Genomic DNA, 13,144 nt, shown 5'->3' with positions numbered 1-13,144 from the left:
CTCAGCGCTGCGCGGGCGCCTCGTAGCGGCTCAGGATCCGGGGATCGGCCAGCGCGGCGGCGACGCAGTGCCCGATCCGGCCGTCGCGGTCGTACATCCACGCCGTCCCGGCCCCGATACCGTCGGCGCCCACGTGGCCGGCGGACTCCATGCCGATCCACTCGCCGCGCGGGTCCCGCGCCAGGTACAGCGTCAGGTCGGCGTTGATGAACTCCAGGCCCGATCCGCCGGAGTTGCCCAGCGGGTTGGCGAAGTCGGCCATGAGCGCGGCCCGCAGCATCGGCGTCAGGGGCTCCCCCGCGACGAACTCGGTCCGCTCCCGCAGCCACACCCGGCCCCGGCGGCCGTTCCAGTCGTCGATCCGCCGGATCTCGAACGACATCGCGCCGCCGGTGGCTCCCTCGAACGCCTCGGGCGGCGGGACGTCCCACGCCTCCGGGGCCCACGGCTCGCCACCCGGGTGCTCCGAGCGGCGCAGCAGCAGCGCCGAGCCCCGGGCCACCTCGACGTCGCCGTCGACGACGCTCACGTCGAACGCGGTCAGCCGCCGGCCGTCGCGGACCCGGCGGGTGAGCACCCGCAGCGGACGCATCGGCACCGGTCGCACCATGTCGACCGTCAGCCGGGCGAGTTGCAGGTCGGGGTCGGGCGAGTCCCGCTGCACGGCCCAGGCGACCAGCCCGCCGACGTGGTGGCCGTTGACCATCTCGTCCGACCAGGGGCTGCGAGCCGGGGGCGCCGGCACCAGCCGGTCGCCGTCCGGCGTGAACGACGCCTCCATGACACCTCCGTGGGGCAGCGGGCGATGTCGCACTCTCGCACGCGGCGACCGGGCGCTCGGCCGGGGTCATCCACCTGAGGTCCCCGCGGCTCGAGCGGCACGGACGGCGAGATCCCCGAACGCCTCCCGGAGCGCGGGGGGCCCGAGCACCTCCACGTCGGCGTCGAAGCGAGCCAGCGCCGCGGCCAGTCCGGCCCAGGACCACGAGCCCATCCGCACCCGGCAACGTCCCGGACCCAGCGGCTCGACCGTGGCGTCGCCGGCGAAGGGGACGACGTCCGCGGCAGGCCTGGAGAGCACCACCTCCCCCTCGCACGGCCACCGGTCCGCCTGCACGGCTCCGCGGAACCGGCCTTCCACGAAGCGACCGACGTCGCCTCCGGGGACCTCGCGCGGGGCGAACCGCGGGCCGTTCGGGGTGCGCAGCACCATCCGGTCGGCCCGGAACACGCGCCAGTCCTCCCGACCGGGCTCCCACGCCACCACGTACCAGCGACCGCCCCGCGCCACGAGGTGGTGCGGCTGCACCTGCCGTGGCGGACGGGCGTCGTCCCCGGGCGCCCCATGGTCGAAGCGCAGCTCCTCGCGGGCGCGGACCGCGGACCCGATGTGCAGCAGGACCGTGGGGTCCACCCGCGCCTCGGCGGAATCACGGGGAACCGCCGTCATCTCGATGCCGTCGACGCGGTGCCGCAGCCGCGCGGGCATCACCTGCCGCAGCGTGGTGAGGGCCCGGTCGGCCGCCTCGTCGACGCCCGCACCGGTCGTGGCGACGGCCGCGAGCGCCACGGCGATCGCCACCGCCTGCTCGTCGTCGAAGAGCAGTGGCGGCAGTTGGCTGCCGGCCTCGAGGCGGTAGCCGCCGTCGGGTCCCTTGATCGCGCGGATCGGATAGCCGAGCTCGCGGAGCCGGTCGACGTCACGGCGCACGGTGCGGTCGCTCACCTCCAGGCGGTCGGCCAGCAGCGAGCCGGGCCAGTCGCGTCGGGCCTGCAGCAGCGACAGCAGGCGCAGCAGGCGGCTGGAGGTGGTCGGCGCTGAGGTCGTCGGCACGCCCCTGAGTCTGCCGCGAGAAGCGGACCGTCCCTGTCCTGTACCGCTGCGAGTCTCCTCCTCGACGGCCGGGACGTTCCGGTCGCGCGAACGAGGAGTGCACGCCATGACGGTCCAGACCACCACCCACCTGAACTTCACCGGGCAGGCCCGCGAGGCGCTCGAGTTCTACGGCTCGGTCTTCGGCGGGCAGGTCGTCGTCGTCACGTACGGGGACGCCGGGATGCCGGCGGACCTGCCCGACGCCGGCAAGGTGGTGTTCGGCCAGGTCGTGGCGCCGAACGGGGTTCAGCGTCATGGCCTACGACGTCCCGGGGACGACGGACGGCGGACTGGCCGGAGCCGCCGGGTCCACGCGTCGGGAGCAGTTCACGACCCTGACCGAACAGCCGTTCTTCGTCTCCGTCCGGGGGACGAGCGTCGAGGAGGTCGGCGGGCTGTGGGACCGGCTGGTGGTCGGCGCCGACGTCCTCGACACCTACGGCCCGTCGCAGTGGGCCCCGGCCTCGGGCATGCTGACCGACCGGTTCGGCGTGACCTGGGTCCTGGACGTCGCCGCGCCGTACGCCGGCTGACCTGTCCCCGGGGGCGCCGGTCACGACGGCCGGCCACCCCGGGCGTCAGGGCCGCAGGGGGCGCAGGGGCAGGTGCTCGGACAGGTCGGCGCGGTTGCCGCTGGCGCTGACCCGACCCTCGGCGAGCGCCGCGCCCCACGTCATGGCGCCGGTGGCCAGCCGCAGCCAGGTGGCCGCGTCGGTCTCCACGACGTTGGGCGGGGTGCCCCGCGTGTGCCGCGGTCCGGGCACCAGCTGGACGGCGACGTGCGGGGGCACCCGGAGCTCCACCGACCGGCCCGGCACCTGCTGGGCCAGCCAGCGCGTGCTGGTCTTCACCGCCGCGCCCAGCACCGACCGCGGCGGCTGCTCCGCGTCGCCGGCCAGCCAGGGGCGGACGGCGTCGACGGCGGCGCGCAGCTCCTCGGCGGGGATGGGGGCCGTGCCGGCCATCAGCTGGTGGGCACCGTCCCCGCGGGAACGGCGCCGGCGGCCTGCCCGGTCGCGGCCTCGGGGGAGCCGAACAGCGCCGGCAGGGTCGCCGTCCAGGCGGCGCGGAGCTCGGCGAGCGGCAGCTCGGGCAGGCTCTCGACGACGAGCGCGTCGCCGCCCGTCGTGCCGAGCTCGGTCACCTGCACGCCGGCCCACTCGGCGCTGGCGCGCACGGCCTCGGGGTCGGTGGTGGTGACGACGGCGCGGGCCACGGACTCGCTGAACAGCGCCACGAAGGGGTCGCCGTCCAGGGTCAGCCGGGCGCCGAGGCCGTGGCGCAGCGCCGACTCGGCGAGTGCCTGGGCGAGCCCGCCGTCGGCGAGGTCGTGCGCGGAGGTGACCTGGCCCTCGCGGGCGAGCGCGGCCAGCAGCTCGCCGAGGGCCTTCTCGGCGGCCAGGTCCAGCGCCGGCGGGCGGCCGCCGAGGTGGCCGTGGACGACGCTGGCCCAGGCGGAGCCGCCGAGTTCCTCGCGGGTGGTGCCGAGCAGCAGCACCGTCTCCCCCGCGGTCCGCCAGCCGCTGGGCACCCGGCGGCGGACGTCCTGGTGCACGCCCAGCACGCCGATCACCGGCGTCGGGTTGATCGCCACGTCGCCGGTCTGGTTGTAGAGGCTGACGTTGCCACCGGTCACCGGCAGGCCGAGCTCGCGGCAGCCGTCGGCGAGGCCGCGCACGGCCTCGGCGAACTGCCACATGACCTCGGGGTTCTCCGGCGAGCCGAAGTTCAGGCAGTTCGTGACCGCCAGCGGGGTCGCGCCGGAGACGGCGACGTTGCGGTAGGCCTCGGCGAGGTTGAGCTGCGCGCCGGTGTAGGGGTCCAGCCGGGCGAACCGGGCGTTGCCGTCGAGCGAGAGCGCGATCCCGCGGGAGCTCTCCTCGTCGATGCGGACGACGCCGGCGTCCTCGGGCTGGGCCAGCACGGTGTTGCCGCGCACGTAGCGGTCGTACTGCTCGGTGACCCAGGTCTTGTCGGCGCCGTCGGGGCTGGCGACGACGGCGAGCCAGTGGGCCTGGAGCTCCTCCGGCGTGGCCGGGCGGGGCAGCCGGGCCGGGTCGTCGGCCTGCAGCGCGTCGAGGTCGGCGGGGCGGGCCATCGGCCGCTCGTAGACCGGGCCCTCGTGCGCGACCGTGCGCGGCGGGACGTCGACGATGCGCTCGCCGTGCCAGTCGACGGTCAGCCGGTCGCCGTCGGTGACCTCACCGATGACGGCGGCCAGCACGTCCCACTTGCGGCAGACGGCGAGGAAGGCGTCGACCTTGTCCGGCTCGACGATCGCGCACATGCGCTCCTGCGACTCGCTCATCAGGATCTCGGCCGGGGTGAGGGTGCTGTCGCGCAGCGGCACCCGCTCGAGGTCGACGTGCATGCCGCCGGTGCCGGCGCTGGCCAGCTCGCTCGTCGCGCAGGAGAGGCCGGCGCCGCCGAGGTCCTGGATGCCGGTGACGAGGTCGGCGGCGAAGAGCTCGAGGCACGCCTCGATGAGCAGCTTCTCCGTGAAGGGGTCGCCGACCTGGACGCTCGGGCGCTTGGCCGGGCCGGTCTCGTCGAAGGTCTCGCTGGCCAGGACGCTGACCCCGCCGATGCCGTCGCCGCCGGTGCGGGCGCCGAACAGGATCACCTTGTTGCCGACGCCCTCGGCCTTGGCCAGGTGCACGTCCTCGTGCCGCATGACGCCGACGCACAGCGCGTTGACCAGCGGGTTGCCCGCGTAGCAGTCGTCGAACAGCAGCTCGCCGCCGATGTTGGGCAGCCCGAGGCAGTTGCCGTAGCCCCCGACGCCGGCGACGACACCGGGCAGGACCCGGGCGGTGTCGGGGGCGTCGGCGCGCCCGAAGCGCAGCGAGTCCATGACGGCGACCGGGCGGGCGCCCATCGTGAGGATGTCGCGGACGATGCCGCCGACGCCGGTGGCCGCGCCCTGGTAGGGCTCCACGTAGCTGGGGTGGTTGTGCGACTCGACCTTGAAGGTCACCGCGTAGCCGTCGCCGACGTCGACCACGCCGGCGTTCTCGCCGATACCGACCAGCAGCGCCTCGCTGCGGGGCAGGTCGCCGAAGCGGCGCAGGTGCACCTTGGAGCTCTTGTAGGAGCAGTGCTCGCTCCACATGACCGAGTACATGGCCAGCTCGGCGGTGGTGGGGCGGCGCCCGAGGATGCCCTTGATGCGGGCGTACTCGTCGGCCTTGAGTCCCAGCTCGGCGTACGGCTGCTCGTCGTCGGGGGACTGGGTCGCCCGCTCGACGGTGTCCAGGGAGCTCACGCTGCGACGACCGCCTTCAGGACGCTGGTGAAGAAGCCGAGGCCGTCGGTGCTCGGGCCGGTGAGGTCCTCGACGGCGTGCTCGGGGTGCGGCATGAGCCCGACGACACGGCCGTTCTCGCTGGTCACCCCGGCGATGTCGTTGAGGCTGCCGTTGGGGTTGCGACCGACGTAGCGGACGGCGACCCGGCCCTCGCCCTCCAGCCGCTCGAGGTCGGCGGGCGCGGCGACGTAGCGACCCTCGCCGTTCTTGACCGGGACGACGATCGTCTGGCCCTGCTCGTAGGACTCGGTCCAGGCGGTGTCGGCACGCTCGATCCGCAGCTGCTGGTCGCGGTTGCGGAAGTGCAGGTGGGCGTTGCGGTGCAGGGCGCCGGGCAGCAGCCCCGACTCGCACAGCACCTGGAACCCGTTGCAGATGCCGAGCACCGGCAGACCGCCCTTCGCGGCCGCGACGACGTCCTGCATCAGCGGCGAGCGGGCGGCGATGGCGCCGGCGCGGAGGTAGTCGCCGTAGGAGAACCCGCCGGGGAGGACGACGGCGTCGACGTCCTTCAGGTCGTGGTCGCCGTGCCACAGCGCGACGGACTCCCCGCCGGCCAGGCGCACCGCGCGAGCGGCGTCGACGTCGTCCAGGGAGCCCGGGAAGGTGATGACACCGATGCGCACTGTGCTTCTCTCAGTCGGTCGGGAGGTGCAGCTCGACGTCCTCGATGACCGGGTTGGCGAGCAGTGTCTGGGCGATCTGCTCGAGCTCCGCCCGGTCGGGGGTGCCCTCCACCTCGAGGACGAAGTGCTTGCCCTGGCGGACGCTGGTCACCCCGCCGTGGCCCAGGCGGCCGAGCGCGCCGAGCACCGCCTGCCCCTGGGGGTCGGAGATCTCCGGCTTGAGCACGACGTCGACGACCACCCGGGACACGCCGACGAGGGTACCGGGCCGCTCCCGGGGCCCCGCCGCCCTCCGGGTGACCCTCGTCTCCGGCGCCGACCGCCGCGCGCGCGAGTCCTGCGAACTCGTGGCCATCCGCGGTCGATCGCCACGAGACCGTAGGAGTCGTGGGGGCTCACCGCCCGAGCGCCGCGCGGATCGCCGCCACGACCTCCCGGGGCCGGCCGAGGACGTCGGCCGAGCTGAACCGGAGGGTCGTCCAGCCCGCCAGGACGAGCCGGTTCTGCCTGCGGAGGTCGCGCACGAAGACCCGCCGGTCGCGATGGACCTCCCCGTCGAACTCCACCAGCACCCGCTGATCGGGCCAGGCGAGATCGACCTCGCCGAGCCACTCCCCGGACGCCCTCGCACCACGTGCTGGAGGTCCGGGTCGGGTACTCCCGCCTCGTGCAGCAGCCAGCGCAGCACCGACTCCATGGGCGAGCCGGCCCGCCGGTCGGCCAGGGGCAGCCTCCGGGAGGGGACGGGCGGGGTGGGCACCGGGAGAGGCGGGAGCAGGTGCCCCGGCTCCCGCTTGCGCCGTCCACAGCCATCGCGGGGGCGCGTGGGCGGGGGTGGGGCGCCCGCCCCGCGTCAGGCGAAGGCGCGGCCGGTGAGCTGCTCGTAGGCGGTGACGTAGCGCTCGCGGGTGGCGGCGACGACGTCGTCCGGGAGCTCCGGCGGCGGCGAGACCCGGTCCCAACCCGAGGACGTCAGCCAGTCCCGCACGTACTGCTTGTCGAACGACGGCTGGGCCGCGCCCGGCGACCAGGTGATCGCCGGCCAGAAGCGCGAGGAGTCCGGGGTCAGCACCTCGTCGCCGAGCGTCAGCTGCCCCTCGGCCGACAGCCCGAACTCGAACTTCGTGTCGGCGAGGACGATCCCGGCGGCCTCGGCGATCTCCGCACCGCGGCGGTACAGCGCCAGGGTCAGCTCCCGCAGCTCCACCGCCCGCGAGGGACCCACCAGCGACTCCACCGTGGCGAAGTCGATCGCCTCGTCGTGCTCGCCCACCTCGGCCTTGGTCGACGGCGTGAACACCGGCTCCGGCAGCCGCGAACCCTCGACCAGCCCGGCCGGCAGGACGACGTCGCGGATGGCGCCGGTCCGCTGGTACTCCACCGTGCCCGAGCCGGAGAGGTAGCCGCGGGCCACGCACTCGACCGGCAGCATCGTCAGCCGCCGCACGAGCATCGCCCGGCCGGCCACCTCCGCCGGGACGTCGTCCGCGGACAGCAGGTGGTGCGCGGCGCCGAACGAGTCCAGCACCGGCGTCAGCTGCTCGAACCACCACACGCTCAGCGCCGTGAGCACCCGGCCCTTGTCCGGGATGGGCGTCGGCAGGACGTGGTCGTAGGCCGAGATCCGGTCCGACGCCACGAGCAGCAGGCGGTCGGAGCCGGCGTCGTAGACCTCGCGCACCTTGCCCCGGGCGACGAGCGGGAGGTCGATCACGAGAGGGCTGCCACGCGGTCGAACAGCGGGCCCAGCGACTCGACGTAGCGCTCGGGCCGGCAGATCTCGTCCAGCCGCGCCTCGTCGAGGGTCACGCCGTCCGCTGCGGCACGGGCCCGGAGGGTCTCGCGGAACGGCGTCCCGGTGTTCCAGGTCTCCATGGCCGCGCCCTGCACCAGGGCGTACGCGTCCTCGCGGGAGAGCCCGCTCTCCACGACCTCGAGCAGCACCGACGACGTGTAGATCAGCCCGCCGGTCAGGTCGAGGTTGTCGCGCATCCGCTGCACGTCGACGACGAGGTTCTCCACCAGGCCCGTGGTCAGGTGCAGCAGGTAGTCGGTGGTGATCGCCGCGTCGGGCAGGAACACCCGCTCGGTCGAGGAGTGCGAGATGTCCCGCTCGTGCCACAGCGGGATGCCCTCCATCACCGGGACGACGGCGGCGCGGACCACCCGCGCGAGGCCGGCGATGCGCTCGGACCGGATGGGGTTCTTCTTGTGCGGCATCGCGCTGGAGCCCTTCTGGCCCGAGCCGAACGCCTCGGACAGCTCCCGCACCTCGGTGCGCTGGCCGTGCCGGACCTCGAGGGCGACGGTCTCGCAGACGGTGGCGATGATCGCCAGGGCCGCGACCCACTCGCTGATCGAGTCGCGCAGGACCACCTGGGTGGAGGCGTCGGCGGCCTTCAGCCCCAGCGCGTCGGCGACCGTGGTCTCCACGCTGGGGTCGATCAGCGAGTAGGTGCCCACCGCGCCGGAGATGGCGACGACGCCCACGCGCTCGCGGGCGGCCCGCAGCCGGTCACGGGAGCGCGCGGCGGCGAAGGCGATGTCGGCGACCCGGTGCCCCCACACGTCCGGCTCGGCGTGCACGCCGTGCGTGCGGCCGACCTTGATCGTGTCCCGGTGGGCCAGCGCGTGGTCGCGGAGGACGGCGACGAAGCGGTCCATCCGGGCCAGCAGCAGGTCGGTGGCCTCGGTGAGCTGGACCGCCAGCGCCGTGTCGAGCAGGTCCGACGACGTCATGCCGTGGTGTACGTAGGCCGCGGCCGAGCGGGGCTCGGTGTTGTCGGCCCAGGCGGAGAGGAAGGCGATGACGTCGTGCTGCGTCGTCTCCTCGATCTCGGCGACGCGGGCGGCGCTCGGCGGCGGCGCGTTGCGCACCGGCTCGACGACGTCGGCCGGCACCCGCCCCGCGGCCGCGTGCGCCTCCAGGACCAGGGTCTCCACGCGGCACCAGAGCTCGTACTTGTGCTCGTCGCTCCAGACCCGGCCCATCTCGGGCAGCGTGTAGCGGTCGATCATGCGGGTACCCGCCGCATCCGGTCAGCTCGAGGATCCACGGGGGCATCCTCCCGCAGCGCTAGCGTGATCATCGACGCCCCCTACTCGCCGGCCGGAGGAACGCGATGCTGCGACGGGCCAGCGCGCTGGCCGGACGGGCCGGCGACCTCGTCGGACGCGCCCGCGAACGGATCCGGACCGCCGCCGAGCACGACCCGCACGGCTGGCACCGGCACCCCGACGACCGGCACCGGGAAGAGCGCGCCGACGACCCGGCCGAGGACGACACCGGCGGCGCCTCCCGACCCCCGCTCGGCAGCCCCGAGCCCGGGGCGCCCGACCTGGACGGCGTGATCGGTCCCGGCGGCGTGAGCGGCCCACCGGCGGCCGGCTCCGCGCGGGCCAGGCGCTCCCGCCGCCCGGTGGGGGACGCGGGCGTGCCCAGCGGGTTGCGCACCGCCGCCTCCTGGGCCTGGCGGCTGATCGTCGTCCTGGTCGGCGCCTACGTGCTGCTGTACGCCGCGGCCTCCGTCGCGGTCGTGATCGTCCCGGTCATCGTCGCGCTGCTGCTCTCCGCGCTGCTCCAGCCCGGCGCGGCGGCCCTGGTCCGCCACGGCTGGCCCCGCGCCCTGGCGGCGTTCGCGATGCTCCTCGTCGGCCTGGGCGTCGTGGCCGGGATCATCACGCTGGTCGTCGAGCGGTTCATCGACGGCTTCGAGGACCTCTCCGAGCAGGTGAGCGCCGGGCTCGAGCAGGTGCGCGACTTCGTCGTCGACACGTTCCCGGTGACCGAGCGCCAGCTCGACGAGGCCGTGGAGGAGGCGCAGGGGTTCTTCGCCGGGAACTCCGACGAGCTCGCCTCCGGCGCCATCGACACCGCGGCGACGGTCGGCGAGGTGTTCACCGGCATCGTCCTGGCGCTGTTCACGCTCTTCTTCTTCCTCAAGGACGGCCGCTCGATCTGGCTGTGGCTGGTCGGGCTCTTCCCCGCCGACGCGCGCGCGTTCGTCGACGAGGCCGCCCGCCGCGCCTGGCGCACCCTGATCTCCTACGTGCGGGCCACCGTCGTCGTCGCCCTCGTCGACGCCATCGGCATCGGCATCGGCCTGGCGATCCTGGGCGTGCCGCTGGTCATCCCGCTCTCGGCGCTGGTCTTCCTCGGCGCCTTCATCCCGATCATCGGCTCGTTCCTGGCCGGCTCGGTCGCGGTGCTGGTCGCCCTGGTGTCGGTGGGGCCGATCAAGGCCCTCATCGCCCTGGCCGTCGTCGTCCTCGTGATGCAGTTGGAGGGGCACGTCCTGCAGCCCCTGCTGCTGGGCCGGGCGGTGCACGTGCACCCGCTGGCGGTCGTGCTCGCCATCGCGGCCGGTCTGCTGATCTCCGGCATCTTCGGCGCGCTCATCGCGGTCCCGGTGGTGGCCTGCGCCAACGTGGCCGGCACCTACCTGGCCCGCCGGCACGACGGCCCGCGGCCGCCGGAGCCCCGGCCCGACCGCGCCGAACCGGCGGTCGGGATCAGGTGAAGACGCTCAGCGAGCGACCGATATCCGGCCCTCGACGGCGGCCAGGGCGATGTCGGTGCGCCAGTGCGCGCCGGCCAGCCGCACGGCGGCCACCCGCTCGTAGGCGGCCTGCCGGGCGGCGGCGAGATCGTCGCCGGTGCCGATGACCGAGAGCACCCGCCCACCGGCCGACCGCACGGTCCCGTCGGCGTCGGCGGCCGTGCCGGCGTGCAGCACGCCAGCGCCGTCGGCGCCGGTGACCGGGTCACCGGTCCGCGGCCGCTCCGGGTAGCCCTGCGCGGCGACGACGACGGTCACGGCCGCACCGTCCCGCCAGCGCAGCGGCGGGTGGTCGGCCAGGGTCCCGGTGGCCGCGGCGTGCAGCAGCCCGCCCAGCGGGGTCTCCAGCAGCGGCAGCACGACCTGGGTCTCGGGGTCGCCGAAGCGGGCGTTGAACTCGACCACCCGCACGCCGCGCGACGTCAGCGCGAGCCCGGCGTACAGCAGCCCGGAGAACGGCTCACCGCGGCGGGCCATCTCGTCGACGGTCGGCTGGAGCACCGTGGCCAGCACCTCGTCGACCAGGCCGGCCGGCGCCCACGGCAGCGGCGCGTAGGCCCCCATCCCGCCGGTGTTCGGGCCGCCGTCGCCGTCGTCACGGCGCTTGTGGTCCTGCGCGGGCACCAGCGGCAGCACCGTCGTCCCGTCGGTGACGGCGAACAGCGAGACCTCCGGGCCGTCGAGGTACTCCTCGACCAGCACCGCGCCACCGGCGTCCAGCACCGCGCGGCCGTGGGCCAGCGCGGCGTCGCGGTCGGTGGTGACGACGACGCCCTTGCCCGCGGCCAGGCCGTCGTCCTTGACCACGTAGGGGGCGCCGGGGACGAGTGCCGCCGCCTCGTCGAGCGCGGTCTCCAGCTCCGCCGGGCCGCCGACGGGCCAGGCGCGGGCGGTCGGCACGCCGGCCGCGGTCATCACGTGCTTGGCGAAGGACTTGCTGCCCTCGATCTGCGCGGCCTGCGCCGACGGGCCGAAGCAGGCGATGCCGGCCTCGCGGACGGCGTCGGCGGCCCCGGCGACCAGCGGCACCTCGGGACCGATCACGACCAGGTCGGCGCCCCACGTGGAGGCGAGCGCGGCCACGGCGACCGGGTCGGCCACGTCGAGCGGCGCCGCCTCGGCGATCGCACGCGTCCCGGCGTTGCCCGGCGCGCAGGCCAGGGCGGTCACCGCGGGGTCGGACTGCAGAGCCACGCACAGGGCGTGCTCCCGGGCACCGGAGCCGATCACGAGCACGCGCACGGACGGCGACCCTACCGACGACATCGATCAGGTGACGTCGCTGGCCGACCGGACCGGTCCGGGGCCAGCATCACCGGCGTGCCGACGTCGACGTACCGGGCCGTGCGGTTGGCCGCCGGCACGACCGCCCTGCTGGCCGCGATCGCCGTGGTGATGGTCGTGTCCACCCCCGAGGACGCCGGCGCGAACATCGGCGCCGGCCTGGTCCTGCTGCTGGTGATGGTCGGGTCGTTCGCCACCGCCGTCCTCCTGGTCCGCACCGGCCGGCTCGACGCGGTCCTGACGGCCGTGGTGTCGGCCTCGGCCTGGGTGGCGTACGTCGCGCTCGCGGTGGACGACACCGGGCCGCGCTGGCCGGCGCTCGCGCTGATCGCCGTCGCCGTCCTCGCCCCGGCGGCCTGGTCGCTGCTCGTGCCGGCGGGGAGCCGCCGGCCACGGTGACCGGACGGGACTCAGCGGGGGCGGTTGGGCTGGGCGCGCATCGCCCGGTGCAGCGACCGCACCCGGGCGTGCTCGGCGGCCCGGGCCCGCGCGTCGGAGCGCAGCGCCTGGCGGTGCGCCTCGGCCTGGAGCTTGCGCCAGCCGCGTAGCCGGCCGGCGTCCAGGGCGCCGGCGTCGACGGCGGCCGTGACCGCGCAGCCCGGTTCGCCGCCGTGCGCGCAGTCACGGAACCGGCAGGCCCCCGCCAGCTCCGCCACGTCGGCGTAGGCGGTGTCGATGCCCTCGTCGTCGGCCAGGCCGAGCTCGCGCATGCCGGGGGTGTCGACCAGCAGCCCGCCGCCGGTCAGCCGGTGCAGCTCGCGGGCGGTCGTCGTGTGCCGGCCCCGGCGGTCGGCCTCGCGCACCTCGCCGGTCGCCGCGGCGACCTCGCCGAGCAGCGCGTTGACCAGGCTCGACTTGCCGACGCCGGAGGGGCCGACCAACGCTCCGGTGCGCCCCGGCGGCAGGAGCGCCTCCACCGCCGCGATGCCGGCGCCGGTCACCGAGCTGACCGCGAGCACCTCGACGCCGAGGACGGCGTCGGTCACCTCCGCCACGGCCGCCGGCACGTCGGCGCACAGGTCGGCCTTGGTGAGGACGACGACCGGCGTGGCCCCGCTGCCCCACGCCACCGCGAGGTAGCGCTCGATCCGCCGCAGCCGGGCCGGCCCGCCGAGGGCGTCGACCACCAGCACCACGTCGAGGTTCGCCGCGACCACCTGCGGAGCCGACGTGCGTCCGGCCGCCGTCCGCACGAACGCCGTCCGCCGCGGGAGCAGGGCGACCGCGAGATCGCCGCGCAGCGCCACCCAGTCGCCCACGGCGGGCCCCTCCTCGCGCAGCCCCGAAGACGGGTGGACCCGGCGCTCGCCGCCGGCGGTGAGCACGGTCAGCAGTCCGCGGTCCACGCGTGCGACGCGGGCGGGCTCCCTGCCGGGCGGGACGTCGGCGGACCGGGTGGGGTCCCAGCCGAGGGGGGCGAGGTCGGTCACGGCAGCGATGGTGGGGCGGGTGGGGCGGCTGTGTCGTCCGGTTTTCGGTGCTCGAGGGGTCA

At 75.4% G+C, this 13,144-nt stretch carries 14 protein-coding genes; 3 read left to right on the top strand and 11 right to left on the bottom strand.

The window, feature by feature from the left end; all coding sequences use genetic code 11:
* Position 1: 1 nt before the first annotated feature.
* Positions 2-781: a thioesterase family protein gene (locus tag DQ240_RS18185; protein WP_113841040.1), complete on the bottom strand. Its 780-nt coding sequence runs from the start codon at positions 779-781 to the stop codon at positions 2-4.
* A 66-nt stretch (positions 782-847) separates the two neighbouring features.
* On the bottom strand, positions 848-1,834 hold the full coding sequence (locus tag DQ240_RS18180) for a YafY family protein (RefSeq protein WP_199589391.1): 987 nt from the start codon (positions 1,832-1,834) through the stop codon (positions 848-850).
* 296 nt (positions 1,835-2,130) lie between these two features.
* Between DQ240_RS18180 and DQ240_RS23715 the strand changes: the two genes are divergently transcribed.
* Positions 2,131-2,409, top strand: coding sequence for a hypothetical protein (locus DQ240_RS23715; RefSeq protein ID WP_199589390.1), 279 nt, complete (start codon positions 2,131-2,133; stop codon positions 2,407-2,409).
* 45 nt (positions 2,410-2,454) lie between these two features.
* On the opposite strand, the gene DQ240_RS18170 is transcribed toward DQ240_RS23715, so the two are convergent.
* The 7 genes from DQ240_RS18170 to purB all read right to left on the bottom strand — a co-directional run bounded on the left by DQ240_RS18170 (position 2,455) and on the right by purB (position 8,827).
* Entirely contained in the window at positions 2,455-2,841 is a 387-nt protein-coding gene (locus DQ240_RS18170) for a sterol carrier family protein (RefSeq protein ID WP_113841039.1), read from the bottom strand.
* Positions 2,841-5,141: a phosphoribosylformylglycinamidine synthase subunit PurL gene (gene purL / locus DQ240_RS18165; protein ID WP_113841038.1), complete on the bottom strand. Its 2,301-nt coding sequence runs from the start codon at positions 5,139-5,141 to the stop codon at positions 2,841-2,843. Before purL ends, DQ240_RS18170 begins: the two co-directional genes overlap by 1 nt.
* Positions 5,138-5,809 (bottom strand): phosphoribosylformylglycinamidine synthase subunit PurQ, encoded by a 672-nt coding sequence (purQ, locus tag DQ240_RS18160; RefSeq protein WP_113841037.1) that lies wholly within the window; start codon positions 5,807-5,809, stop codon positions 5,138-5,140. Before purQ ends, purL begins: the two co-directional genes overlap by 4 nt.
* A gap of 10 nt (positions 5,810-5,819) precedes the next feature.
* Positions 5,820-6,059, bottom strand: coding sequence for a phosphoribosylformylglycinamidine synthase subunit PurS (gene purS, locus DQ240_RS18155; protein WP_113841036.1), 240 nt, complete (start codon positions 6,057-6,059; stop codon positions 5,820-5,822).
* Between the two features lie 145 nt (positions 6,060-6,204).
* The gene (locus DQ240_RS24300) at positions 6,205-6,771 is read right to left on the bottom strand and encodes an endonuclease domain-containing protein (RefSeq protein ID WP_113841035.1); all 567 of its coding nucleotides are present in this window, start codon (positions 6,769-6,771) and stop codon (positions 6,205-6,207) included.
* Entirely contained in the window at positions 6,663-7,523 is an 861-nt protein-coding gene (locus DQ240_RS18145; protein WP_113841034.1) for a phosphoribosylaminoimidazolesuccinocarboxamide synthase, read from the bottom strand. The genes DQ240_RS24300 and DQ240_RS18145 overlap by 109 nt, the downstream gene beginning before the upstream one ends.
* Positions 7,520-8,827 (bottom strand): adenylosuccinate lyase, encoded by a 1,308-nt coding sequence (gene purB / locus DQ240_RS18140; RefSeq protein ID WP_113841033.1) that lies wholly within the window; start codon positions 8,825-8,827, stop codon positions 7,520-7,522. The genes DQ240_RS18145 and purB overlap by 4 nt, the downstream gene beginning before the upstream one ends.
* 104 nt (positions 8,828-8,931) lie before the next feature.
* On the opposite strand from purB, the gene DQ240_RS18135 reads away from it, so the two are divergent.
* Complete coding sequence (locus DQ240_RS18135; RefSeq protein WP_113841032.1) at positions 8,932-10,329, top strand: AI-2E family transporter; 1,398 nt, start codon at positions 8,932-8,934, stop codon at positions 10,327-10,329.
* A gap of 6 nt (positions 10,330-10,335) precedes the next feature.
* Here the strand turns inward: DQ240_RS18135 and purD are convergent, their stop codons facing one another.
* Positions 10,336-11,610 carry a phosphoribosylamine--glycine ligase gene (gene purD / locus DQ240_RS18130; protein ID WP_113841031.1) on the bottom strand — a complete coding sequence of 425 codons (1,275 nt, stop codon included), beginning with the start codon at positions 11,608-11,610 and terminating at the stop codon, positions 10,336-10,338.
* A 78-nt stretch (positions 11,611-11,688) separates the two neighbouring features.
* Between purD and DQ240_RS18125 the strand changes: the two genes are divergently transcribed.
* Entirely contained in the window at positions 11,689-12,051 is a 363-nt protein-coding gene (locus DQ240_RS18125; protein WP_113841030.1) for a hypothetical protein, read from the top strand.
* 11 nt (positions 12,052-12,062) lie between these two features.
* Here DQ240_RS18125 and rsgA read toward each other — a convergent pair whose 3' ends face one another.
* Positions 12,063-13,082 carry a ribosome small subunit-dependent GTPase A gene (gene rsgA / locus DQ240_RS18120; protein WP_113841029.1) on the bottom strand — a complete coding sequence of 340 codons (1,020 nt, stop codon included), beginning with the start codon at positions 13,080-13,082 and terminating at the stop codon, positions 12,063-12,065.
* Between the last annotated feature and the right edge of the window lie 62 nt (positions 13,083-13,144).

Source organism: Blastococcus sp. TF02A-26, assembly GCF_003319125.1.
GTDB lineage: Bacteria > Actinomycetota > Actinomycetes > Mycobacteriales > Geodermatophilaceae > Trujillonella.
This window is presented reverse-complemented; position numbering and strand designations above follow the sequence as displayed.